We start from the raw sequence: 23,978 nt of genomic DNA, 5'->3' as shown, positions 1-23,978 counted from the left end.
AAACAAGGAGACTCTCATGACTGTGACCCCCGTGTACCGAGTATCGTCGACGTCCCGCGGCGGTGGCCGTGACGGCGAAGTGGTGTCCGAGAGCGGGCGCATCGACCTCACCCTGGCGCCTCCCGTCGAGATGGGCGGAAACGGCGACGGCAGCAACCCGGAAGAGCTGTTCTCGGCCGGTTGGGCGGCGTGCTTCATGGGCGCGCTCCGCCTCGTCTCCAAGAACGCCGGCGTCACAGTGCCCGAGGGCGCCGAGGTCAGCGTGACCGTCGGCATCGGCAAAGACGACGCCGACGAAGGATTCGGGCTCACCTCCGACATCTCGGTGTACCTGCCGGGCCTGGAGACCGCACAGGCCAACGAGCTGGCACTCGCCGCGCACGGCTTCTGCCCGTACTCGAAGGCGACCCGTGGCAACATCGCCAGCACCGTCACGTCGCGTGTGTGAAACACGTTTCAATTCGTGACCCGCTGGCGGTAGGTTGTCCCTCGTGAACAGTTGGGCATTTACAGCAGGCATCGGCATCTTCGCCGTGACCATCGCGACGATCGCATTCGTCGCCTACCGCCAGCGAGAGGCGGCTTCGCTACTGCGAGAAGCCGAGCTCGCGAGGAGTCTGCGTGAGCTGGCCGACGGTGACGCCGTGCGGTTGGCAGCGGTCGACGAGTTCGAGACGACGGTCTACCGGCGTCTGTTCTACAGTTCGGTGATCGGGCCGCGGCTGCGCAGTGTCGCTTGGGCGCTGCTCGGCGCGGTACTCGCCGGAGCGGGCGTCCTCGCCCTCGACACGTTCGACGGAGTCGTCGCGATGGTCATGTGGGGCGTGCTCCTGGCCGCGACGGTCGTCTTCGCGCTCGCCGCACTCGGGTACGCCGGAGCCGCGATCTTCCACGCTGCGACCACACCGCGAGTCACCGTCTCCTACACGGAACCGTCCGACGACGAATGACTCGTCGGCGGGCGACGGCTTTGCGGCACCCGATCCTCGCCGCACTGGTGATCATCGTCGTCGGAGCGCTCACCGCGTCGTCGGTTCCGATCCTCGGCGCAGCCGCACCGGCGGCGACCAGACTGCCGTCGTTGACCGTCGTCCGTGATCCCGGTGTACCCGCCGCGGTTCTCGTCAGCCGCACCCTGTTTGATTCGGCTCCGGCCGCCGTCGTGCTCGGCGCCGACGCATCTGCCGCCGAAGTGCAGCGTGCCCGGGACACGGCCGTCGAGAACCGGCTCCCGATGTTCGAGGTCGGACGGGACGTCCACGCTGTGCGAGACGAGCTCGCGCGACTGCGCACCGTCGGGTTGATCGAGATGGGCGACGTGCCCGACCTCGGGGTCCCGGTCTCGGACGACGCCCCTGCGCCCGCAGTGGTCTCCGCTGTCGCCGGGCAGGACGCGCTGGTCCTTGTCGCCGGAGGGCCCGATGCCGTCACCACGGCCGAATCGGCCGGAACGTCCGTCGTCGGGCTGCCGGTCGGCGACGCGCGCGCCACTGGGGAGTCGGTCGCCGCGCTGAAATCCGACGAGGGACGGCCCGTCGTCGCCATCGGTGCGTTCGGCGACGAGAAGACATTCGCCGGCCAGGTCGACGCCGCACGGACCGTCCCCGAACTCCCCGGCGGCGGCCAGCTCGTGTTTCCCGGACGACGCGTTGTCGCCCTCTACGGGTCGCCCGGCTCGGCCGACCTCGGTCCTCTCGGCGCGCAGGGAGTGGACGAGTCGATCCGGCGAGTCAAGCGCATGACGCGTCCGTACGATGCGCTGTCGGACGTGCCGGTGGTCCCGGCGTTCGAGATCATCGCGACCGTTGCGTCCGCCGACCCGGGAAGCCGGGGCGATTACACGAACATGCTCGACCCGGCGACGCTTCGGCCGTGGATCGACGCCGCCGAGAAGGCGGGCGTCTATGTGACGCTCGACCTTCAGCCCGGGCGGATGGACTTCCTCACGCAGGCTAAAAAGTATCGGGGCCTGTTGCGCCGACCGAACGTCGGGCTTGCGTTGGACCCCGAATGGCGACTCAAACCGAACCAGAAGCATCTGACGCAGATCGGCTCCGTCGAACCGGCCGAAGTCAATCGGACCGCCGACTGGCTTGCCGGCCTCGTCCGCAGCGAGAACCTGCCGCAGAAGGCCTTCGTCCTGCACCAGTTCGACGCCGCGATGCTGGGCGACCGCCGTCTGATCGACACGTCGCACCCCGAGCTCGCCACCGTGATCCACGCCGACGGGCACGGGACGCCGTCGGTCAAGATGGAGACCTGGCGGCGGATCATCGCAGGACTGCCGCCGAATGTCTGGCTCGGGTGGAAGAACTTCTACACCGAGGACAAACCGATGTTCTCTCCCCGTCACACTCTCCGAGTGAACCCGGAACCATGGTTCGTGTCGTATCAGTGATGGGGGCGTATCCGTGATGGGAATATCAGCGTGAGGGCCGAAAACCCCTTCTGAGCAGACGATTTAATACTTCGCAGGTCGTCGTTGTAGGCTGTATCAGGTTGCACACGGGGTGTGGCGCAGCTTGGTAGCGCGCTTCGTTCGGGACGAAGAGGTCGTGGGTTCGAATCCCGCCACCCCGACGCTAGGTTGAGATAGCAGAAGAGGCCCCCGGCCTGCGGAGACGCAAGCCGGGGGCCTCCTCGTCTCTCCAATGCCTTCACAGACGGCGACGGAGATGGAGGGCCTTTAACCCGAGATGGACGTGACTGGGGGAGGATGTCGGCGATGCCGGCTACGACGAAACGGCTCATGCTCTATCCCGACTACGGCGCTCCGTGGGGGCTGTGGTCCGGTGATGCACCTATTCCGGAACCTGGGGGCTGGTTGCCCGGGCCGAAGAACTTCGGGTTCAGCGAGGAACTCGAAAGCGCGTTGCGCACGTGGCTCGACCAATGGCAGAACAACTTCGCGCAGTCGCCCCAACAGGAGCAGCACACCTGGCCGCGGGATTTCGATGTCGACGCGTGGACGGCAGAAGGCGATCGCCTCGCCGACATGATCGAGACCGAACTGCTGGAGTTCACCGTCGAGCGGGGGTATCTATCCCACGACAGACGGGGAAATTGGATGCTCAACTGAAACTCTGGCCTGGCGGGTACTGGCCGGCCCAGCCGCTCGGCCGCGATGGGCCACAGCGCCAGCCACGCCGAGCGACTCACCACCGTTCCCGGTTGCAGCTGCCGCTCCGAAATGGTCGCGAGGTCCTCAGGTTGCCGACCTCGGATCGGGGGTTATGCGGGTTCGCGACCAGTTGTCCGAGTGGCACGTTCGCCCGGAACGCGCCATCCGAGGTCACCACGATAAGGCAGCTAAGGCTAGCATTACTAGAATGGATATGAGTAAGGCAGTCGCGCCCGTCCTGGCATCGATCGGCAGCCCGGCCTCCGTCCGAGATGCTCAGGAGTTCGCGGCGATCGACACCTTCCCCGACGAGACTCGACTGGCGGCCCGCTCGATAGCATCCGGCTACGGCGGGACGCCGATCATCGGCGACCTCGACCTCGACGTGCCGACCGGGGTTGTCACCACGATCATCGGACCCAACGGCTGTGGGAAGTCGACGCTGCTGCGCACCCTCGCCCGGCTGATCAAACCGTCAGCGGGTTCGGTGGTACTCGACGGCAAGGACATCGCCGAGTACCGCACCAAAGAGGTCGCCACCAAGCTCGGCCTGCTGCCGCAGTCGCCGATCGCGCCCGAGGGCTTGACCGTCGCCGACCTCGTCGCCCGGGGCAGGCATCCGCACCAGAGTTGGATGCGACAGTGGTCGTCGACGGACGACGACATCGTCGACGCCGTGCTCACCCAGACCGGTATCCGGGATCTCGCCGATCGCACCGTGGACTCGCTCTCCGGGGGACAACGGCAGCGGGTGTGGATCTCGATGACGCTCGCTCAGTGCACTGACATGATCCTGCTCGACGAGCCGACCACCTTCCTCGACCTGTCGCACGCGCTCGACGTCCTCGATCTCGTCGATGACCTTCACGAGGAAGGCCGCACCGTCCTCATGGTGCTCCACGACCTGAACCTCGCAGTCCGCTACAGCGACAACCTCGTCGCGATGAAGGACGGCTCCGTCATCGCACAGGGCCCGCCGTCGAAGGTCATCACCGAGGAACTCCTCTTCGACGTCTTCGGCCTCCGGTCACGTGTCGTCGACGACCCGGTCAGCGATCGTCCCATGATCGTCCCGATCGGGCGCAGCCACACAAATGTGTGACCGGGTGTGTGACGGGGCACGCGAGCTTAGACGGGGACGCCCTGGAGGCTGGGGAGTTGCAGATCGACGTCGGCGTCGTGGCCGCCGTTGGAGACGGGCGTCAAGGTCAGCAGCGTCGCTTCGGGACGGCAGCTGAAGCGGGCCGGAGCGTAGGGTGACGTGCCGAGGCCTGCACTGACGTGCAACGCCATGTCTGCGCCCCAGCGGGACAGACCCTTCACGCGTGACCGGTCGATGTGACAGTTCGTGACCACCGCGCCATACCCGGGGACGCAGAGTTGCCCGCCGTGGGTGTGGCCTGCCATCACCAGGTCGTAGCCGTCGTCGGCAAACGAGTCCAGGACCCGCGGCTCCGGCGAATGGGTCAGACCCAGGCGCAGTTGAGCGAGCGGGTTCGGACGTCCGGCGATTGTCTCGTACCGGTCGCGTTCGATGTGCGGGTCGTCGACGCCTGCGGCCGCGATGCGGACACCGGACGCCTCGATCTCGCGGATCGTGTGCGTCGCGTCGAGCCAGCCGCGTTCGGTGAAGGCGGCGCGCAGATCCTGCCACGGCAACGACTCGCCGTGCGTCCGCTTGTGGTCCTTCTTGAAGTACTTGAACGGGTTCTTGGGCTTCGGGCCGAAATAATCGTTTGACCCGAACACGAACAGGCCCGGCCGCGACAGGAGCCCGCTGAGCGCTTGCACCACGGCGGGGACAGCGTTGGGGTGGGCCAGATTGTCGCCGGTGTTGACGACCAAGTCGGGTTCGAGCGAGTCGAGTTCGGCGATCCACGCCTGCTTGAGGTGCTGGTGGGGCGTCATGTGGATGTCGCTGATGTGCAGCACCCGCAGCGGTGACGAGCCGGCCTCCAACAGCGGGGCGGTCACATGGCGCAACGCGAACGCATTGCGTTCGATCACCGTCGAGTAGAGCAGACCCGCCGCCGCGGCGCCTGCTGCCCCCGCGGACAGTCGTGCCAGGCTCGTCGCGGAGATGCCTGTGCCGGAACCAGAATCCATGCCTCCACGATAGCGCTGCCCGCGTCGGCGGTCAGGTCACTCGTCGGGGACTTCGATCACCACAGGCCCCACACCGGGCACTTCGACGGTCTTCTGCGTCGACCCGGTCCCGCCGCCGCCGTCGCCGTCGCGGTCGTTCTTCTCGGTGCCGCGGCCGTTGCTCACATACATGGCGATGGTGCTGCCGGGCATCGCACTGTCGGATGGGGCGGTGAACACCACGGTGCCCTTGGGGCGTCCGCTGTCGACCTCCAGCTCGTTCACCTTGAACCCTGCCTCCTGCAGGCGTGACGTCGCCTGACTGGCGGGCAGGCCACTCACGTTCGGGATCCGTCCGCGATCGCTGCCGACCACATACGACGGATCCTTCGGCGGCATCGCGACCGGACCGAACTTGGTGGCGACGGGTTTCACCGCGTTGTACCAGGTGCGGGCCGGCTCGAAACCACCGTAGACGTCGCCGTCGTAGCACTGGCGCAGCGGAGCGGTGCAGATGCCGCTCGGGGTCGGGCCGTCGTTGTACACGTACGACGCGGCCGCGAGCTGGTTAGTGAATCCGAGGAACGCCGCCGATCGGTGCGCCTCAGTGGTTCCCGTCTTGCCCGAGAGGGGGAGTGTCCAGCCGGTCGACGCTGCCGCGGCAGCTGAGGTGCCGCCGCCGCGGTCGTCCTCGCTCATCGCGTTCGCCAGAGTGTTGGCCAGACCCGAGTCGACGACCTGCTCGCAGGCCGGCGGCGTGAACGGCACCGGGACCATCGCTGGGTTGCCGTTCTCATCCATCACGCGGTTGCCGTACTTGTCGCGCTTGACCTGCTGGATGGACTGGATGGGGTTCGGCGGGCACCAGACGCCGCCGGACGAGAGCGTGGCCGCGACATTCGACAGTTCGAGCGCGTTGACGGCGAACGGGCCGAGCGTGAACGAACCGAAGTTGCCCTTCTTGATGTACTCGGCGAGGCTCTGGTCGCCGTTGCCGGACGTTCCGGGGGAATTGTACGAACGGAGCCCCAGGCGCACCGCCATGTCGACGGCGGGCTTCACGCCGACCTGCTGGAGCAGCTGGACGAACGTGGTGTTCGGCGACGTCGCGAGAGCTTGCGTCACCGATGCGTTCGGCGGGTAAGCGCCTGCATTCTTGACGCAGTACGCGTTGACCGGGCAGCCGTTGAGGCCGTTGCTGTCGCCCATCCCGTAGACGGCGACACTCGACGGGATCGCGAGCACTGCGTCGGTGCCCATGCCCTTCTCCATGGCGGCGGCGGTCGTGAACAGTTTGAAGATTGAGCCCGCGCCGTCGCCGACCATCGAGAACGGCTGCGGCTGCACCGTCTCGTCCTTCGCCGCGTCGAGTCCGTAGTCGCGGCTGGACACCATCGAGACCACATCGTGGGACTGCTTGCCCGGACGGACCAGGCTCATCACGTTAGCGATGCCGGTGGTGTGCGGGTTCGCCTGTGCCTTGGCTGAGCGCAGCGCAGATTCTTGGACCTGCGGGTCGAGGGTGGTGCGGATGACGTAGCCGCCGCGCATCACGGTCTGGCGGGAGATGCCGTTGTCGGCGAGGTACTGCAGGACGTAGTCGCAGAAGAATCCGTCGTTGCCCGCACCGATGCAGCCTTGGACGGGTGTGCGGGGGGAGGGCAGGACGCCGAGCGGCTTGTTCTTTGCCGCCGTGAGCTCGGCTTTTCGCTCCGGGAAGTTGCCGATCATGGTGTCGAGCACGGTGTTGCGGCGCGTGGTGGTGGCCTCGGGGTCGCTGTAGGGGTTCAGCGCCGAGCTCGACTGCACCATGCCCGCGAGCATCGCTGCCTGCTCGACTGTCAGCTCCTTCGCCGAGTGGCCGAAGTAGGTCTGCGACGCGGCTTCGATGCCGTACGCGTTGTTGCCGAACGGAACGACGTTCAGGTAGCGGGTGACGATCTGCTTCTTCGCGTCCTGCTTGGCCGCCGCGTCGTCGAGTCCCTGTTCGCGTTTGGCTTGATCGGTGAGCGTCTGCTCCAAGGTCAGCGCCATCCGGACCTCGCGCAGCTTGCGCGCAGGCGTCGTCTCGATCGCGGCCTGTCGTTCGGCCTCGGTCCGTGCCAGCACCAGCAGTTGATAATTCTTGATGTACTGCTGGTCGAGCGTCGATGCGCCCTGCTGCACTTCGCCCGACGACGAGTTCTTCAACGCCGCGCGGATCGTGCCGCGCCAGTCCACGCCGTCGTGCTCGAGGAAGCGACGGTCCTCGATCGAGATGATCGCGCGGATCATGTCCTGGGAGATGTCGTTGTATCCGACCTGGTAGCGGTACTGGTCGAACAGCGTGGCGATGGGTTTGCCCGCAGCGTCGGTCACCGTCGTGACTTCGGGGACAGTGCCACTCAGCAGTTCGGACGAACTGTTCTCCATCGTCGCCGCGGCCCGGTTGGTCAGTACCCCGACCCCGCCCGCGAGGGGGAAGAGGAGGCCGGCCACCAGGACGCCCGCCATGACGCAGGCTACGGCCAGGCCGACTAGGTTCGATGTCTTCCGCACGGTCGCCAGGATACGTGTGAATGCAATCTCATCGCGGTAGCGACCTGGCCGATCCCACCTTCGATACCCTCGCTCCCCGATCTCGACTTGATTTGCGATTAGGGTCTCAATAGTGTGATGGACGTGAGGTACCCCACAAAGTAGTGATTTGTAGGGTGGATTCACTGAAGAGATCTTATGCGCGTACCGAGCGCCGGTTCGTGTCGATGGGTTTGTGAAAGGTGGGATCGCGCAATGACTCTCGCACCGTTGCCGTCCGGAGATACTGACACTCGATTGACGTGGGTCTCGCTAGCGCGCTGTCGCGGCGGGAACCCGGACGACCTGTTCGTTCGAGGGGCCGCGCAGCGCAAGGCTGCGACGATCTGCAGGCACTGCCCAGTGCAGATGGAGTGCGGTGCCGACGCACTCGACAACCGGGTCGAATTCGGCGTGTGGGGCGGCATGACCGAACGCCAACGCCGCGCGCTGCTCCGCCAGCACCCAGAGGTGACCTCCTGGGCGGCGTTCTTCGAAGCCCAGCGTCGCAGGCAGCGGATCGGCGCCGTCCCCGACACCAACAACTGACGCGAAAAGGCCCGGCGCTGATGCGCCGGGCCTCTTCTCGCTGAACTGGTCTCAGCCGCGGCTGATGATCTGCTCGGCCACCGCGCGGAGCGCGTCCGAATCGGCGACTTCGAACGGTAGTGCGGGCACGCCGACGGTCGGGACGCTCGGGTGTGACGACGTGAACCGTTGCAGCAGACGGAGTTCGCGTTTCGCCATGGTGGCGCGCTCGACGTGCACCTGCAGGACGCCACGCGTCAGGTCGTCGTCGACCGTGCTCGCCGCGGCTTCGACGGCCGGTGTCGGCAATGATGTCAGATTCGGGTGCGTGCGGTTCACGATCAAGCCCGCCAACGGCATCGTGTCCTTCGACAAGCGGTCGACGAAGAACGACGCTTCCCGCAGAGCGTCCGCCTCCGGAGACGCCACCACGACAAATTGTGTGCCCGGCCGTTTGAGGAGCGAGTAGGTTCGTTCGGCGCGTTCGGAGAAGCCGCCGAACATCGAGTCCAACGACTGCACGAAGGTCGCCACGTCGCGCAGGATGTCGCCGCCGACGATCGTCGAGATGCCGCGCATCGCGATGCCCATCGCCCCGGTCACGACGCGGCCGACGCCGCGCCCGCCGCCGACGAGCATCTTCATGAGCCGACCCGACAGGAACGACCCGAGACGTTGCGGTGCGTCGAGGAAGTCGAGCGCGTTCCGCGACGGGGGAGTGTCGACGACGATGAGGTCCCACCGGTCCTCGTCGAGGAGCCTGCCCAGCTTCTCCATCGCCATGTACTCCTGGGTGCCGGAGAACGACGACGCGACGGTCTGATAAAAGGCGTTGTTCATGATCGCTTCGGCACGATCTGGCGTCGAATGCTCGACGACCATGTCGTCGAAGGTGCGGCGCATGTCCAGCATCATCGCGTCGAGCGACCCGCCCGATGCCGCCGCGCTTGCGATCGGAACCGGCTGCGGCTCGTTGGTGAGCTCGCTGACGCCGAGCGACTGGGCCAGACGACGCGCCGGATCGATCGTCAGGACGGCGACCTTGCGGCCGTTCTCGGCGGCGTGCAGCGCCATCGACGCGGCCGTCGTCGTCTTGCCGACGCCGCCGGAGCCGCAACAGATGATCACGCGAGTACTCGGGTCGGCGAGCACCGCACCCATCTTCAGGTCAGGCATCAGGCTCCCGCTTTCTTCAGCACGGCGACGAGTTCGTACACGCCGCCCAGATCCATCCCCTGATCGATGGACGGCAGGGAGATCTGCGGGGCGTCGACGTCGTCGAGTTCGGCGTGCGCCACCTGCTGGGCTTGGACGCGAGCGGCGTACTCGATCGACTCGGTCAGCAGCCCGGCGAGGTCGTCGTCGGTGAACTCGACCCCCGCATCGGTTAACGTCGACCGCACCCGGTCGGCGTCGATCCTCCCTTCGGCAATCGCGTCGAGCTCGTCGTCGGGGAGGTGCGCGGTCTCGACACGGTTAATGATGATCGAGCCGATGTGCAGACCCTTGGCGCGCAGCTCGTCGACCGCTTCGACTGTCTCCTGGATCGGCATCGCCTCGAGGAGAGTGCACAGGTGCACCATGGTGTCGGCCGAGTGCAGGAGCGTCGCGACGCCTTCGCTCTGCTTGCGGATCGGGCCGGACTTGGCCAGGTCGCGCATCGCGGACGTGACGTCGAGGAAGTTTCCGATACGTCCGGTCGGTGGTGCGTCGACGACGATCGCGTCGTAGAGACGGTGCCCCTTCTTGTCGAGGGCGATGACGCGCTCCTTCACCTTGCCGGTGATCACGACGTCGCGCAGGCCCGGCGCGACGGTCGTCACGAAGTCGATCGCGCCGACGCGTTTGATCGCGCGACCGGCGAACCCGAGGTTGTAGAACATGTCGAGGTACTCCAGCAGCGCGTGCTCGATCTGCAGGGCGAGTGCCCACACCGAGCCGCCGCCCTCGAGAGTCGCGACCTGGGTGTCGACCGGCGGCAGCGGCTGCGTGTCGAAAAGCTGCGCGATGCCCTGGCGCTCCTCGCATTCGACGAGGAGGACGCGCTGGCCACGCGAGGCCAACGTCAACGCGAGCGCGGCAGCGACCGTCGTCTTACCGGTTCCGCCCTTGCCTGACACGAAATGCAGTCGTGCCTGGCGGGCCTGATCGGACCACTGACTCGTGGGACCGTCCGTCACATGTTTCTCGACCACGCCGTTCACCTTATCGGCCTCGCCGACGTGACAGTTCGTTAACCGATAAGGTGAGCGACATGACAGCACCGACTTCCTGGGAATACGTGACAGTTCCGCTGCTCACGCACGCGACCAAACAGATTCTGGACCAGTGGGGATCGGACGGATGGGAGCTCGTCAGCGTGCTTCCCGGCCCGACCGGCGAACAGCACGTCGCATACCTGAAGCGCCCGAAGAGCTGACTGCGATGAGCGGACAGTGGAGCGCTCGGCTGGCGGAACTCGGCATCACCTTGCCCGACGTGGTCGCGCCCGTCGGCAGTTACACGCCCGCGCTGCGCGTCGGCGACATGGTCTACACCTCGGGTCAGCTGCCGGTGGTCGACGGGGCCCTCGACGTCACCGGCAAGGTGTCTGAGGGTGCGGAGGGCGTCGTCCGACCTGATGCGGCGAACGCGGCGGCGCGCCAGTGCGCGTTGAACGCGTTGGCCGCCGTGCATGCCGAGGTCGGCATCGACGCGGTCGTGCGCGTGGTCAAGGTGGTCGGCTTCGTCGCGTCGGCGAACGGATTCACCGGCCAGCCCGCCGTCATCAACGGCGCGTCGGACCTGATCGGTGAGATCTTCGGCGACGCCGGAGTCCACGCGAGGTCGGCCGTCGGAGTCGCCGAGCTCCCGCTCGGTGCCCCCGTGGAGGTCGAGTTGGTCGTCCAGGTCCGGTGAGTGAGGAGATGGCCCCAGCCGAACTCACCCATCCCGCCTACGGGCGGGCCCGCCGGGTGACCCCGTTCGCGTCGGTCGTCCTATGCGAGAACCCCGGCATGATGACGCTCGACGGGACCAACACGTGGATCCTGCGGGCGCCAGGCGCGTCGCGCGCCGTCGTCGTCGACCCCGGGCCGCGTAAGCATCGCAAGCACTTGGCGAATGTGCTGGACGAGGCGGGCGAGGTGGAATTGACGCTCTTCACGCACCGGCACGATGATCATGTGGGCGCCCTCAAACGATTCCGGAAGATGACCGGGGCTCCGACGCGCGCCTACTCGTCGGACTTCTCGTTCGATGCGCCGCGGCTGACCGACCGCGAAGTGATCGAAGCCGCCGGGTTGCGCATCACCGTGATGCACACGCCCGGGCACACTCTCGACTCGACGAGCTTTCTCGTCGAGTGTGACGGACACCGTGCCGTCCTCACCGGAGACACCGTGCTCGGATCGGGGACTACAGTCCTCGACCCGAGGGACGGGACGCTCGGCGACTACTTCCACTCACTGAATCGGTTGATCGTGGAGGCGGCCGACGTTCCGATGCTGCCTGGCCACGGTCCCGACCATGCCGAGCTCGGTCCGGTCGCGCGCTTCTACAAACAGCACCGGGAGGAGCGGCTGGAGCAGATCCGCGCAGCCCTCGTCGAACTCGGCAAGTCGCCGCACGAGGCGAAGCCGATGAAGGTCGTCAAGACTGTGTACGCGGACGTCGACGAGGAACTGTGGCCGGCAGCCAAGATGAGCGTGAAGGCGCAACTGGAGTATCTGCGGACCCTCTGACGTCCCTGAGGCCTGCCCCTCTGACGCTGGACCGACGCACTCGGTAGAACGTACTCAGCCCGGGCGACTCGCACCGATGCGGTGCACAGTCTCCCGGGCTGAGTCGTTGCGTTACAGCTGTTGTCCGTCGGTCAGCGGGCTCGTCGTGCGAGACGCTCCGAGTCGGCGATGAGGACGCTCTTGCCCTCGAGCCGCAGCCAACCGCGCTGAGCGAAGTCGGCGAGGGCCTTGTTCACCGTCTCGCGCGATGCGCCGACGAGCTGCGCGATCTCTTCCTGCGTCAGGTCGTGGGTGACGCGCAGCGCGCCGCCCTCCTGCGTGCCGAAGCGCTGCGCCAACTGGAGCAACTGCTTGGCGACGCGACCGGGCACATCCGTGAAGATCAGGTCGGCGAGGTTGTTGTTGGTCCGTCGCAGCCGGCGCGCGAGAACACGCAGGAGCTGCTCGGCGATCTCCGGACGGTCCTTGATCCACTTCTTGAGCGCGTCACGGTCCATGGTGACGGCGCGGACCTCGGTGACCGTCGTGGCCGACGACGTGCGCGGGCCCGGGTCGAAGATCGAGAGTTCGCCGAACATGTCGGACGGACCCATGATGGTCAGTAGATTTTCGCGGCCGTCCGGCGAACGCCGGCCCAGCTTGACCTTGCCCGAGAGGATGATGAACAGTCGGTCGCCCGGCTCACCCTCGTGGAAGATCACATGACCGCGAGGGAACTCGACCGGCTGCAACTCTTTTGCGAGTGCAGCTACAGCCGTGGGCTCAACCCCCTGGAAAATGCCTGCCCTGGCGAGTACTTCTTCCACCTAAAGAACCTCTCTTGTTCCGAACGCATGTTCAGTGATCAACACTACTGGCAAAAATCATAGTTGTTGAATTGATCACTTGTGCGGCAGGCATTGACAATGGTGCGCAATGTCTGAATTTCGAACCTATCAACTCGCGCGGTTGCGAGCATCGGAACCGGTTGGAATGACCGGATCGCCTACCTCGTCGTTGTTCCGCCGCTGACGGAGTTCGTCCAACGCTGCGGGCAGACCGTCCTTCGCCAGATTGCCGACGTCGGTCTCGTCCGCCGTGTCGAGGAACTCCTCGACGTGCGCACGGCCGACGGACAGTCGGTCCAAACCGTTCTGGACCTTCTCCATCGCGAGCGCGAACAGCATCAGCAACGGGGGGATCAGAAGCACGGCCAGTCCTTGCATGGTTCCCCAGTCAACACGAAGTCGGGGCGAGGGTGAAACGAGAAGGCCCGTCGTCACCGAGTTGTGACCACATCGTCGCTCACGGCGCGGGTGCAGACGCGTGTCGGCAGGCGACCGCTAACCTGGGATCTTGTGAGCAGCCGTAAACCGGAGACCCGATTGGGCCTGGTCCGACGAGCACGTCGGATGAACAGGGCCCTGCACGTGGCGTTTCCGCACGTGTACTGCGAACTCGACTTCACCACGCCACTCGAGCTGTCTGTTGCGACGATCCTGTCGGCGCAGTGCACCGACGTCCGCGTCAACCAGGTGAGCCCCGCATTGTTCGCACGGTATCGGGACGCCTTCGCATATGCGAGCGCCGACCGCACCGAACTCGAGGAGATGATCCGTTCCACCGGCTTCTACCGGAACAAGGCGAACTCGATCATCGGTCTCGGCCAGGGGCTCGTCGAACGGTTCGACGGCGAGGTGCCCGGCACGTTGAAGGAACTCATCTCCCTGCCGGGATTCGGACGTAAGACGGCGAACGTGGTGCTGGGCAACGCTTTCGGTGTGCCAGGCATCACCGTGGACACACATTTCGGCAGGCTCGTCCGACGCTGGCAGTGGACCGACGAGACCGACCCGGTGAAAGTGGAACGCGCGGTCGGGGAGCTCATCGAACGCAAGGAGTGGACCGACCTGTCGCACCGGATCATCTTCCACGGGCGACGCGTCTGTCACGCTCGGACGCCCGCGTGCGGCGTGTGTGTGCTCGCCAAGGACTGTCCGTCGTACGGCGAGGGACAGCTCGACCCGATGAAGGCCGCCGCTCTCGTCAAGGGGCCGGAGACTGAGCATCTCCTTGAACTGGCCGGGGTGAACACATGAGTCGGCTCGACACGGCGAAGAAGGCGTTGGCGCAACCGGGGATGCGCGCGATGATCGCGTTCGTAGTCGTCATGATCGCGCTGGTGGCCGCGCTCTGGCCGCGCGGCGGCGACGAACCCGCGTCGGCGCCCGCGCCCAGCTCGTCCGCTCCGACATCGGGAGTAACCGATGCGGGCGCGTCGGCGGACGAGGTGGCCCAGGCCCGTGCGGCGGCCGCGCTCACCGCATGCCCGAGTGGAACCGGGCCCGCGACCGGCGTGCTTGCCGGGGTTTCGGCGCCGTGCATGGCCGACGGACAAGTGGTCGACCTCGGGACGGTCACCGCGGGCCGACCGCTCGTGATCAACATGTGGGCGGTGTGGTGCCTGCCGTGCCGCCGCGAACTTCCGCTGTTCGACCGGCTCGCAGCCCAGGCCGGCGACCGATTGAACGTACTGGCGGTGCATGCCAAGGAGGGCGCGGACAAGGAGTACTTCGTGCTCAAGTTCCTGCAGGAGTTGAACGCGCACCTGCCGGTCGTGACCGATCCGCACGGCGACATTGCCAAGGCCGTCGCCGCGCCGCGCGTGTTCCCGTCGACGGTGATGATCCGCGCCGACGGGACGGTCGCCGCCGTCCTGCCTCGTGTGTTCGACACGTACCAGGACCTGACCTCAGCGGTCCGCGAACACCTCGGCGTCGACGTGGGGGAGGCATCGTGACTCGACACGACCCGAAACTGCCCGACGCGAATCTCTTGGTGCCCCGCACCGAGGTGCCCGAATGGCTGCGCTCCGTCACCGACGACGTATCGGTGGTCAATAAGAAGGTGCTCAACCGGGGCGGCGACCGAGCCCGGATCGCTGCCGACTTCGTCGCGACTCGCTCGGCGGCCGTGCTCGTTCTGTTCGGCGGATCGTTCGCCGCCGCGACCGACTATCCGGGCGGTGTCCCCGCCGACGCCGACATCCTGTTGACCGAGCGCGCGACGACGTTGCGCACCCACGGCGGACAGATCGCGTTCCCCGGCGGGGCCCGCGACCCCGGCGACGAGTACCCGGTCGGGACCGCGCTCCGCGAAGCGTGGGAGGAGACCGGGTTGGTCGCCGACGGCGTCGATGTGCTCGCCACGCTGCCCGTCTTCCCCGTCCCGTCGGGTTTCGAGGTTACGCCGGTCCTCGCGCACTGGTCGCGACCGTCGCAGGTGAGCGTCGTCGACGAGGGAGAGACGGCGCGAGTGACGCGAGTGAACTTGCGAGAGCTGTTGAGTCCGGAGCATCGATTCCAAGTGATCCGCGAGATCCCGGGCATGGCACCCTATCTGGGCCCGGCGTTCGTCTACGACGGCATGTTGGTCTGGGGGTTCACCGGCGGTCTGCTCGCCGCGATCTCCGAGACCGCAGGCTGGGATGTGCCGTGGGACCGTGACGACGTCCGTCCGTTGGAGCAGATGATCTCCGAGACCGGTGGGCGCCAAGTGTCCGGATTTGCTGTGGAGCCGCCCCGGTGAGCGGGTCGCTGTGGGTCGACCTCATCATCCTCGCGGTCGCCCTGCTCGCCGCGTTCAGTGGCTACCGGCAGGGGGCTGCAGCGTCCGCGCTCGCGTTCATCGGCGTGATGATCGGTGCGGTCGCAGGCATCCTGTTGGCGCCACTGGTGATCGAGCAGTTCGACGACCGACGGCTCCGCCTCGTGATCGGCGTGATGCTGATCGTGGTGCTCATCGTCGTCGGCGAACTGTCCGGCATGGTGCTCGGACGCGCCGCCCGAAGCAGCATTCACTCGCGGACGTTGCGGCATCTCGACAGCGGAACCGGCTCGGTGCTGCAGGTGATTGCAATCCTCGTAGCCGCATGGCTGCTGTCGTTCCCGCTCGCCAGCTCCGGGCAAGTCCGCATCTCCGACGCCGTCGCGGGATCGAAAGTGGTGGAGAGCGTCGACGCGGTGGCCCCGCAGTGGATGCGTGACCTGCCGAACGAACTGACCGACCTCATCGACTCGTCCGGGATCAAAGAAGTCATCGGCCCGTTCGGCGAGACGCGGGTCGCCAATGTGGACGCGCCGGACGGTCGGCTGGCCGACCTCCCAGTCGTGCAGCAGGTGCAGCCGAGCGTCCTCAAGATCAACGGCGTCGCCCGCAGCTGCGGGCAAGCGTTGGAGGGGACCGGATTCGTCGTGTCACCCGAGCGGGTGATGACCAACGCGCACGTCGTCGCAGGCACCGACTCGGTCAACGTCGAAGTGGCCGACGGTCGTGAACTCGAGGCGACGGTCGTCTGGTTCAACTCGCGCAACGACATCGCGGTCCTCGACGTGCCGGGTCTGCGGGCGTCGGCCCTCAAGTTCGCGACCGACGCGGGCGGCACCGGCGATGACGCGATCGTCCTCGGCTACCCGGAGAACGGCCCGTACACGGTGACGCCGGTCCGGATCCGCAACGTCGTGCAGTTGAACGGCCCCGACATCTATCAGCACGCCAAGCAGATCTCCCGGGAGGTGTACACGGTCCGCGGGAACATCCGGTCCGGCAATTCGGGCGGCCCGATGATCAACCGTGACGGATCGGTGTTCGGCGTGGTGTTCGGCGCGTCCGAGAATCCCGCCGACCACACCGGGTTCGTCTTGACCGCAGACCAAGTGCAGAGCGACCTCGCCCAGTCGGAGAAGCGTTCGGGTTCGGCCGAAGCCGACACGCAGCGCTGCGTGTCCGCGCACTGAGCACGGGGCCCGTCGTGTGCCGTCAGGCGCCGAGGTGGTCGAGCACTTCGGCGTTCACAGCGTCGGGCGCCTCCTGGTGCAGGAAGTGCCCGGCACCGGCCACCGTGCGGTAGGTGAAGTCGCGAGCCCAGTGCTCACTGTCGGCCATCAACGAATCGAGGATGTAGTCGTCCTCCCGACCGCGCAGCGCGAGGAACGGTTGGTCGAGCCGTTTGTCCATCACTTCCATGAACCGCCAGCCGTCGGGACGGAACTGGGAACGGAACGCCCATCGGCGATACTCGAGGCTGCAGTGAGCGACGCCGGGGATCTGGATGGCCAGCCGGTTGCGTTCGATCGCCTCGGCGAAGTCCGCGGTCTCCTGCCACGCCTCGCCGGACTGGGCGTGGAAGTACTCGTCGATGAATGCGCCGTTGCCGCGAGTGAGCCGTCGCTCCCCGATTCGGGGTAGCTGATTGTGGATGAACGGTGCCAAGAACGACGATCGCTCCTCCGCATTGAACAGGACGCCCTGACGCAGGGCGCGGGGATGCGGGGACGACACGACGACGACCCGGTCGATCGCGCGCGGATGCAGAGTGGCCGTCGCCCAGCAGACGAGACCGCCGTCGGCGTGCCCGACCAGGGACGCCGACGAATGCCCGAGCGCCCGGATCAGCGCGTGCGTGTCGCCTGCCAGCGTCCACCCGTCGTAGCCGCGTGGCGGCTTGTCGGAGTCGCCGTATCCGCGCAGGTCGACGGCGACTGCGCGGTATCCGGCAGCGGTCAATGCGGGAAGCTGGTGACGCCACGTCCACCAGAACTCACCGAAACCGTGCAGCAGCAGGACGAGCGGCCGATCGGCGATCGACCGGTCGCTCTCGACCGCGTGGAAGCGCAGGCCGCCCGCACGCACGTCGAAGTGCTGCCACGGCCCGTCGAACCGAACCTCTGTGGGGTCCGGAGGAGTGTCGTTGTTCAACTCGTCGATCTGTGAAGAGCCGTCAGCGGCTCATCGGATCACGTGCCGGCGGGATCTGCGGGTGGGCGACGCCGCCCGTCGACGACTTCTCCCGGCCCGGAACCACGCTGCTGATCTCCGACAACGATTCGATGGTCTTCTCGGGCTTCCGCAGCTTCCGGAACAAGATGTAGCCGGCGACGATCGCGGCGATCGACACGAACAGCAAGATCAGGAAGACGATGCCGAACGCGGCCCACGTCGGCAGCCACAGGTCGAGCAGGAAGCCGAGGAATACGAAGAAGAACAAGCTCGCATACAGGAGGAGGACGGCTGCGCCGACGATCAAGCCGGTGCCCGCACCTGCCTTCTTCGCCTCGTTGACGAGTTCGGACTTGGCGAGTGCGACCTCGGCCCGGAACAGCGTCGACACGTTGGCCGACGCGTCCTTGACGAGGTTGCCGATGGTCGGCTCGCCGTCCTTGCCGAGGTTGGCATCCGACATCGGAATAGACGGGACGCGCGGAGCGTCGGCGGGCTGCGGAGGCCAGGTGTCCTGATTGCCGCTCACGAGTTCTCCCTTGCTGAACGTTGGTCGGCCTTCATGTTGCCATGCCTGAAGTTTCGATCCGACGCCCACACGCGGATCGAGGGCATTAACCTCCTCGGTCGACCGCACGACTGCTCTATGGAGGGGGCCGGCCGCAGCCGATCGAGCGGAGTCGCTATCACGACTCCGCTCGATCAGGGTGGGCCGACCCAGTCGGTGAAGACGGTCAGGCCCGCTTGGCGCGGATCGCCTCGAAGACCGCGGGATCGACGAGGGTTGACGTGTCGCCGAGTTCGCGGCCTTCGGCGATGTCCTTGAGGAGGCGGCGCATGATCTTGCCCGATCGGGTCTTGGGGAGTTCCGGGACGATGTTGATCTCGCGCGGCTTGGCGATCGGCGAGATGTCGACGGCCACCTGCTGGCGCAGTTCGGCGACCAGGTCGTCGCCCGGTGCCGCATGCTCCATCAGGATGACGAACGCGACGATGCCCTGGCCGGTCGTCTCGTCGGCGGCGCCGATGACGGCGGCTTCGGCGACGGCAGGATGTGCGACGAGCGCCGACTCGACCTCGGACGTCGAGATGCGGTGCCCGGACACGTTCATCACGTCGTCGACGCGACCCAGCACCCAGAGCGCGTGGTCCTCGTCGAAGCGGGCGCCGTCGCCCGCGAAGTACCAGCCCTGCTCGGCGAACCGCGACCAGTAGGTCTCCTTGAAGCGATCCGGGTCGCCCCAGATACCGCGCAGCATGCCGGGCCACGGACGGTCGAGGACCAGGTAGCCCTGCTCGCCGTCGGGCACGGGGGCGCCTTTGTCGTCGACGATCGACGCACTGATGCCGGGCAGCGAACGCATCGCCGATCCCGGCTTGGTCGCAGTGACGCCGGGCAGCGGGGAGATCATGATGCCGCCGGTCTCCGTCTGCCACCAGGTGTCGACGATCGGGCAGCGCCCGCCGCCGATGACGTCGCTGTACCAGCGCCACGCCTCCGGGTTGATCGGCTCACCGACGCTGCCGAGCAGACGCAGCGACGACAGGTCGTGCGCGTCGGGGATCTCGCGGCCCCACTTCATGAACGTGCGGATCAGGGTCGGTGCGATGTAATACGTGGTGACGCCGTACTTCTCGATGATCTGGAAGTGGCGGTGCTCGTCCGGCGAGTTCGGGGTGCCCTCGTAGATCACCTCGGTCGCACCATTCGAGAGCGGGCCGTACACGAGGTACGAGTGGCCGGTGACCCAGCCGATGTCGGCTCCGCACCAGAAGACGTCACGGCCCTCTTTGTGGTCGAACACGTTGTGGAAGGTGTAGGCGGCCTGGGTCAGGTAGCCGCCCGACGAGTGGACGATGCCCTTCGGTTTGCCGGTGGTGCCGGACGTGTAGAGCAGGAACAGCGGGTGCTCGGCGTCGAACGACTCCGGCTCGTGCTCGGGGGACTGCTCGGCGACGGTGTCCTCCCACCACACGTCACGGCCCTGGACCCAGTTCAGGTCCGGGTCGTGGTTGGTGCGGCGCACGACGATGACCTTCTCGATCGACTTCGCTGCGTCGGCGCCGGTGCCGAGGGCTTCGTCGACGGCCTCCTTCAATGGGGCGGGCTTCCCGCGACGGAACTGTCCGTCTGTGGTGATGACGACCTTCGCTTCGGCGTCGTCGACGCGGGAGCGCAGAGCGGCGGCCGAGAAGCCGGCGAACACAACCGAGTGCGTCAGACCGAGGCGTGCGCACGCGAGCATCGAGATGATCGCTTCGGGGACCATCGGCATGTAGATGGCGACGCGATCGCCTGCGACCAGGCCGATCGATGAGAGGTAGTTCGCGGCGCGCGACACCTCGTCCTTGAGCTGGCTGTAGGTGATGTCCCGTGTGTCGTCGAGCGGCTCGCCGACCCAGTGGATCGCGACCCGATCGCCCTTGCCCGCGGCGACGTGGCGGTCGACGCAGTTCACCGCGACATTCAACTCGCCTCCGACGAACCATTTCGCGAACGGAGCGTTCGACCAGTCGAGGACCTGTCCGAACGGCGTCGTCCAGTCGAGGCGCCGCGCCTGCTCGGCCCAGAACTCGTCGGGGTTCGCGTCGGCGCGGTCGTACATCTCGACGGTCGCGTTCGCGTTGTCGGCGAACTCCTTCGAGGGTGGGTACACCTTGCTGGCTTCGGTCATTCCTCGTCTGCCTTTCCTTGTCGAACTGCCGCGCTGAGAGCACGTCGGCCACCGCGCACAGTGTTGTCTGGCACCGGATGCCGCCTACCTGTGAGGGTAGTCACCGTACGTTGCAAGCGCGTAGCGGGTAGCGACCGTGAGCGGCACTGGCGCGATGAGCGGTCGCTCGAGCGCGATGGGTGGATGCTGCGCGAGGTCGAGCCGTCGACGCATCGCACGACGGCGCGGCGGACGCATATATCGTGGCCGGTGTGAGTGTTGATCCGCTGGCCCCGTTGCTTGACCTGCCCGACGTCCGCGATGCCGCGGAGTTGGCAAGGGACGCGTTGGGTGTGGTGCATCGGCATCGCACCAACCTGCGCGGGTGGGATAAGACATCGCGCGAGGCGTCGTGGCGTGCGGGTCGTTCGTCCGCCGCCATCGAAGGCGGCAGTGTCGAACTGCAGCGCGACGCACAGTTCAACGACCCGATCACCGAAGGTGCGATCCGGGTGGCCCAGGCTCTTGACACCGACGGAATCGACCAGCTTGTGTCGGTGTTTCGTCGCGCCCCTGCACAGGCTCTCGCTCGACTGCACACGCTCGCCGCCGCCGGTCTCGTCGACGATCCTGAACTGCTCGGCCGTCCACGGTCGGATCCTCATATCGCGCAGCGTCTGGACTTCCTCGGCCAGCTCATCACCGGCGGGACGACGGTCCCCGCACCGGTGGTGGCGGCGATCGTCCACGGCGAACTGCTGTCGTTGGCGCCGTTCACCGAGGGGAACGGTGTGGTCGCACGCGGGGCGTCGCGCCTAGTGTCCGCGTCGACGGGCCTGGATCCGCATCTGCTCGGCGTCCCCGAGGTGACGTGGTTGAAACGCATCGGCGAGTACCGCGAACTGTCGACGACGTTTGGCACCGGCGACCCTTCCGCAATCGGAGCGTGGATCGTCCTGTGTTGTGAGGCGATGGAGGCGGGGGCCGTCGAAGCCAAGTCGATCGCCGACGCGGCCGCTGGCTGAGCTGCACACGATAACGAGCCGCACACGATTGCGGGCGATGCCGTTGGTCGATTGTCATCTCGACCGGGCACCGCCCGCGAGCACGAGCGAAAGTTACCAGGCGTGCTGGGTGGGTTGTGTGGGCCGCCTCGGCGTTCCCAAGTCCACCTCAACGTGTACTCGAAATACAGCGACGCTTTCCCTGTGTGAGTTCACGAATGGTGGCCGAGGGTTCGCAGGCGCACAACGCTTCTGCCAATGCGGCGTGCTCCGCGTGGGTGCTTGCCGCCCGTGCTGGGAACCTCAGATCCGGGGGCTCAGGCCTTCTCTGCTGGCCTGAACTTTGCCGTCTGTGATTCCGTAACCACATTCTTACCCTGTGACCGTCGTCACTGCAAGGGGTTCGACGGAAATCGATCGAGATCGATCAGGCGGCACGAAGCTGCAGGTGACGGGCCTGGTGGCGGTGATATATGACCGCTGCAGCGGCGATCGCTCCGATCCCTGTGGCGCACAGTGCTCCTCGTCCGAGTGTGCCGGGACTCGGCCGGTGGGAGGCGGCTGCGGGCGTAGCGAAGTCGAGGATCTCCCATTCGTTATCGGCGGCGTGACGGCGGAGAGTTCTGCCTGGATTAACGACGGCCGGCCTGCCGACGGCGTCGAGCATGGGGAGATCGGTGGCCGAATCGGAGTAGGCGTAGCACTGGCTCAAGTCGTATCCGCGCTCGGCCGCCAACTCTTCGACGACGGTGGCCTTCTCGTCGCCGTAACAGTAGAAGTCGAGATCGCCGGCGTAGAGGCCGTCGATCACGCGCATGATGCTGGCGCGGACGATGTCGACGCCGAGCAGTTCGCCGATCGGCTCGACCATCTCGATGCCCGATGCCGAGATCAGCACGACGTCGTGGCCGGCGTCCTTGTGTTGCTCGATCAGTTCGAGGGCCTCCGGGAATACGACCGGGCGCACCACGTCGTCGAGGGTTTCGGCGACGATCGACCGCACCTGCGCGGCGTCCCAACCGGTGGACATGGCGGTCACGTGTTTGCGGAGCTTGTCGACGTGGTTCTCGTCGGCGGCGGTCAGTAGGAACTGGAGTTGCGCTATTCCGGACCGCAACATCGTGCGGCGCGACAGGAGTCCGCCCTCGTAGAACGGGCGCGTGAATGCGAGGGCACTGGAGCGCGCGATGACCGTCTTGTCGAGGTCGAAGAAGGCGGCGATGCGCGTAGGCTCTGCCGTGGTCACGTTCGATATCGTACATCGCCGGAATGTGATCCACGGAACACGAAATGGGTAATAGTTGGACTTGCAATCTTCGCGTCGGCGCGTGTAACTTGGGGTTTGTCCGGCAATGCCGGAAGCATTCAGCCCGACCCCCCGGGGCTGAACTGCTGATGACCCCGGCCTCCTCCCCCCTGGCCGGGGTCGTCTTCTATTCTGAGGCCTTTCTGTACGGCTGATCGAGCATTGCTCTCGCCGTGAATCGAATTCTCCAGGCTGTTTGAGACGTTTCCCAGTATTCGTCGCGCTCCGGGCGTAGGTTCTACTGCGCCGAACAATTGCTTTGGCAATACTCAGGGGGTCGCACATGAAGCCTGTCAAACGTTCGTTGATCGCAGTCTGTGCGGCGCTGTTAGCCGTCGTCGCCGTCGCCGGGCCAACGTCGGCCGCGCCGAACGACAAGCTGCCGGAGCATTACAATTTCTTCAGCGGAATCCCCTATGAACTGCAGCATCCCGGCGGATCGCTGCCCGGGTCCAATGACTTCGGCTGTACGCCGACGCCGGAGCATCCGCGCCCGGTGATTCTCGTGCACGGGACCGGCGGCGCGCAGGCGACCAACTGGGGGCCGTACCCGGCGCTCCTCTCCAATCGCGGATACTGCGTCTTCGCCCTGACCTATGGAGCGATCCCGGGAGCTCCGTGGCCGGTCAACCAGATCGGCGGCATGGGCAAGCAGGACGTCAGCGCTCGACAGCTCGACCGCTTCGTCGACAAGGTTCTCGCAGCCACCGGTGCCGAAACCGTCGATCTCATCGGCCATTCCCAGGGCACCTACATGCCGACGTACTACGTGAAGTTCCTCGGCGGAGCCGAGAAGGTGACCAAGTACGTCTCGCTCGCACCACTGTGGCGTGGCGCGGCGAGCACCGTCCCCATCCCGAACATCGGAAGAATGCTCGGTGCGATCGACATGCCGGTCTGCACCGGTTGCGGCGGCATGATGGCGGGGTCGGCGATGAACAAGAAGATATGGGCAGGCGGCAGCCCGTACGTGACGGGAATCGACTACACGAACATCATGACGCGCGGCGACGAGTTCGTCGTCCCGTACACCTCGGGCTACGTGAAGCCGCGCGCAGGCGAATCGGTCGCCAACATCGTCGTCCAGCAGGGCTGCGCCAAGGACTTCAGCGACCATTTGGCCATCGCGAGTTCGCGCCGCGCCGCCTACCTAGTGCTCAATGCGCTCGATCCGGCGCATCCGGTCACAGTGCCATGCGAGTACGTCGCACCGTTCACCGGGCAGCACTTCTGAGTTACGGGCGG

Annotated in this window: 25 protein-coding genes and 1 tRNA gene; 16 read left to right on the top strand and 10 right to left on the bottom strand. The window is 66.4% G+C overall.

Annotated elements, in window-relative coordinates:
• Window positions 1-16 precede the first annotated feature (16 nt).
• The 6 genes from L5G33_RS09560 (at window position 17) to L5G33_RS09535 (ending at window position 4,223) form a co-directional block, all read left to right on the top strand.
• The gene (locus L5G33_RS09560) at window positions 17-448 is read left to right on the top strand and encodes an organic hydroperoxide resistance protein (protein WP_236997944.1); all 432 of its coding nucleotides are present in this window, start codon (window positions 17-19) and stop codon (window positions 446-448) included.
• 43 nt (window positions 449-491) lie between these two features.
• Window positions 492-950, top strand: coding sequence for a hypothetical protein (locus L5G33_RS09555; RefSeq protein WP_236997943.1), 459 nt, complete (start codon window positions 492-494; stop codon window positions 948-950).
• Complete coding sequence (locus L5G33_RS09550) at window positions 947-2,398, top strand: hypothetical protein (protein WP_236997942.1); 1,452 nt, start codon at window positions 947-949, stop codon at window positions 2,396-2,398. Before L5G33_RS09555 ends, L5G33_RS09550 begins: the two co-directional genes overlap by 4 nt.
• Before the next feature lie 108 nt (window positions 2,399-2,506).
• A tRNA-Pro gene (locus tag L5G33_RS09545) sits at window positions 2,507-2,580 on the top strand.
• A gap of 145 nt (window positions 2,581-2,725) precedes the next feature.
• Window positions 2,726-3,079, top strand: coding sequence for an immunity protein CdiI family protein (locus L5G33_RS09540; protein ID WP_236997941.1), 354 nt, complete (start codon window positions 2,726-2,728; stop codon window positions 3,077-3,079).
• A gap of 256 nt (window positions 3,080-3,335) precedes the next feature.
• Window positions 3,336-4,223, top strand: a complete 888-nt coding sequence (locus tag L5G33_RS09535; protein ID WP_236997940.1) for an ABC transporter ATP-binding protein — start codon at window positions 3,336-3,338, stop codon at window positions 4,221-4,223.
• A 26-nt stretch (window positions 4,224-4,249) separates the two neighbouring features.
• On the opposite strand, the gene L5G33_RS09530 is transcribed toward L5G33_RS09535, so the two are convergent.
• Together L5G33_RS09530 and L5G33_RS09525 are read right to left on the bottom strand one after the other, a co-directional pair.
• Complete coding sequence (locus tag L5G33_RS09530) at window positions 4,250-5,227, bottom strand: metallophosphoesterase (RefSeq protein WP_236997939.1); 978 nt, start codon at window positions 5,225-5,227, stop codon at window positions 4,250-4,252.
• 36 nt (window positions 5,228-5,263) lie between these two features.
• Window positions 5,264-7,699, bottom strand: a complete 2,436-nt coding sequence (locus tag L5G33_RS09525) for a penicillin-binding protein (protein WP_236998215.1) — start codon at window positions 7,697-7,699, stop codon at window positions 5,264-5,266.
• A gap of 279 nt (window positions 7,700-7,978) precedes the next feature.
• Here L5G33_RS09525 and L5G33_RS09520 point away from each other — a divergent pair, with 279 nt between their 5' ends.
• Window positions 7,979-8,311 carry a WhiB family transcriptional regulator gene (locus tag L5G33_RS09520; protein ID WP_236997938.1) on the top strand — a complete coding sequence of 111 codons (333 nt, stop codon included), beginning with the start codon at window positions 7,979-7,981 and terminating at the stop codon, window positions 8,309-8,311.
• Window positions 8,312-8,362: 51 nt separating this feature from the next.
• Here the strand turns inward: L5G33_RS09520 and bagB are convergent, their stop codons facing one another.
• Together bagB and bagA are read right to left on the bottom strand one after the other, a co-directional pair.
• Window positions 8,363-9,466, bottom strand: a complete 1,104-nt coding sequence (gene bagB, locus L5G33_RS09515) for an ArsA family ATPase (protein WP_236997937.1) — start codon at window positions 9,464-9,466, stop codon at window positions 8,363-8,365.
• A complete protein-coding gene (gene bagA, locus L5G33_RS09510; RefSeq protein ID WP_372476880.1) occupies window positions 9,466-10,494 on the bottom strand; it encodes an ATPase BagA in 1,029 nt (342 codons plus the stop codon). Before bagA ends, bagB begins: the two co-directional genes overlap by 1 nt.
• 50 nt (window positions 10,495-10,544) lie before the next feature.
• Between bagA and sp36 the strand changes: the two genes are divergently transcribed.
• The 3 genes from sp36 to L5G33_RS09495 are packed head-to-tail and all read left to right on the top strand — an operon-like array spanning window position 10,545 to window position 12,012.
• A complete protein-coding gene (gene sp36 / locus L5G33_RS09505; RefSeq protein ID WP_236997935.1) occupies window positions 10,545-10,709 on the top strand; it encodes a Sp36 family protein in 165 nt (54 codons plus the stop codon).
• 5 nt (window positions 10,710-10,714) lie between these two features.
• Window positions 10,715-11,188: a RidA family protein gene (locus tag L5G33_RS09500; protein WP_236997934.1), complete on the top strand. Its 474-nt coding sequence runs from the start codon at window positions 10,715-10,717 to the stop codon at window positions 11,186-11,188.
• An 8-nt stretch (window positions 11,189-11,196) separates the two neighbouring features.
• The gene (locus L5G33_RS09495) at window positions 11,197-12,012 is read left to right on the top strand and encodes an MBL fold metallo-hydrolase (RefSeq protein WP_236998214.1); all 816 of its coding nucleotides are present in this window, start codon (window positions 11,197-11,199) and stop codon (window positions 12,010-12,012) included.
• A 131-nt stretch (window positions 12,013-12,143) separates the two neighbouring features.
• Here the strand turns inward: L5G33_RS09495 and L5G33_RS09490 are convergent, their stop codons facing one another.
• Together L5G33_RS09490 and L5G33_RS09485 are read right to left on the bottom strand one after the other, a co-directional pair.
• Window positions 12,144-12,818 (bottom strand): Crp/Fnr family transcriptional regulator, encoded by a 675-nt coding sequence (locus L5G33_RS09490; RefSeq protein ID WP_183369883.1) that lies wholly within the window; start codon window positions 12,816-12,818, stop codon window positions 12,144-12,146.
• A gap of 129 nt (window positions 12,819-12,947) precedes the next feature.
• Window positions 12,948-13,202: a hypothetical protein gene (locus tag L5G33_RS09485; RefSeq protein WP_372476879.1), complete on the bottom strand. Its 255-nt coding sequence runs from the start codon at window positions 13,200-13,202 to the stop codon at window positions 12,948-12,950.
• A gap of 201 nt (window positions 13,203-13,403) precedes the next feature.
• Here L5G33_RS09485 and nth point away from each other — a divergent pair, with 201 nt between their 5' ends.
• From nth to L5G33_RS09465, 4 genes are read left to right on the top strand one after another with little or no spacing between them, the layout of a single operon-like run.
• The gene (nth, locus tag L5G33_RS09480) at window positions 13,404-14,090 is read left to right on the top strand and encodes an endonuclease III (protein WP_236998213.1); all 687 of its coding nucleotides are present in this window, start codon (window positions 13,404-13,406) and stop codon (window positions 14,088-14,090) included.
• Window positions 14,087-14,791: a TlpA family protein disulfide reductase gene (locus L5G33_RS09475; protein WP_236997932.1), complete on the top strand. Its 705-nt coding sequence runs from the start codon at window positions 14,087-14,089 to the stop codon at window positions 14,789-14,791. The genes nth and L5G33_RS09475 overlap by 4 nt, the downstream gene beginning before the upstream one ends.
• Window positions 14,788-15,579 (top strand): NUDIX hydrolase, encoded by a 792-nt coding sequence (locus tag L5G33_RS09470; protein ID WP_236997931.1) that lies wholly within the window; start codon window positions 14,788-14,790, stop codon window positions 15,577-15,579. The genes L5G33_RS09475 and L5G33_RS09470 overlap by 4 nt, the downstream gene beginning before the upstream one ends.
• Window positions 15,576-16,787, top strand: coding sequence for a MarP family serine protease (locus tag L5G33_RS09465; RefSeq protein ID WP_236997930.1), 1,212 nt, complete (start codon window positions 15,576-15,578; stop codon window positions 16,785-16,787). Before L5G33_RS09470 ends, L5G33_RS09465 begins: the two co-directional genes overlap by 4 nt.
• A 22-nt stretch (window positions 16,788-16,809) precedes the next feature.
• Here L5G33_RS09465 and L5G33_RS09460 read toward each other — a convergent pair whose 3' ends face one another.
• The 3 genes from L5G33_RS09460 to acs form a co-directional block, all read right to left on the bottom strand.
• Window positions 16,810-17,748, bottom strand: coding sequence for an alpha/beta fold hydrolase (locus L5G33_RS09460; RefSeq protein ID WP_308191558.1), 939 nt, complete (start codon window positions 17,746-17,748; stop codon window positions 16,810-16,812).
• Between the two features lie 22 nt (window positions 17,749-17,770).
• Window positions 17,771-18,298 carry a phage holin family protein gene (locus tag L5G33_RS09455; RefSeq protein WP_236997929.1) on the bottom strand — a complete coding sequence of 176 codons (528 nt, stop codon included), beginning with the start codon at window positions 18,296-18,298 and terminating at the stop codon, window positions 17,771-17,773.
• Between the two features lie 205 nt (window positions 18,299-18,503).
• Complete coding sequence (gene acs / locus L5G33_RS09450) at window positions 18,504-20,444, bottom strand: acetate--CoA ligase (RefSeq protein WP_236997928.1); 1,941 nt, start codon at window positions 20,442-20,444, stop codon at window positions 18,504-18,506.
• 251 nt (window positions 20,445-20,695) lie between these two features.
• On the opposite strand from acs, the gene L5G33_RS09445 reads away from it, so the two are divergent.
• On the top strand, window positions 20,696-21,448 hold the full coding sequence (locus L5G33_RS09445) for a Fic family protein (RefSeq protein WP_236997927.1): 753 nt from the start codon (window positions 20,696-20,698) through the stop codon (window positions 21,446-21,448).
• A 406-nt stretch (window positions 21,449-21,854) separates the two neighbouring features.
• Here L5G33_RS09445 and L5G33_RS09440 read toward each other — a convergent pair whose 3' ends face one another.
• Window positions 21,855-22,673 carry an HAD family hydrolase gene (locus L5G33_RS09440; protein WP_236997926.1) on the bottom strand — a complete coding sequence of 273 codons (819 nt, stop codon included), beginning with the start codon at window positions 22,671-22,673 and terminating at the stop codon, window positions 21,855-21,857.
• A 343-nt stretch (window positions 22,674-23,016) separates the two neighbouring features.
• Here L5G33_RS09440 and L5G33_RS09435 point away from each other — a divergent pair, with 343 nt between their 5' ends.
• Window positions 23,017-23,967 (top strand): esterase/lipase family protein, encoded by a 951-nt coding sequence (locus L5G33_RS09435; RefSeq protein ID WP_236997925.1) that lies wholly within the window; start codon window positions 23,017-23,019, stop codon window positions 23,965-23,967.
• Window positions 23,968-23,978 lie beyond the last annotated feature (11 nt).

This window comes from Gordonia liuliyuniae, from assembly GCF_021738805.1.
In the GTDB taxonomy this organism is placed as follows: domain Bacteria; phylum Actinomycetota; class Actinomycetes; order Mycobacteriales; family Mycobacteriaceae; genus Gordonia; species Gordonia liuliyuniae.
The sequence above is the reverse complement of the archived record's forward strand: the minus strand, read 5'-3'. Positions and strand labels throughout refer to the sequence as shown.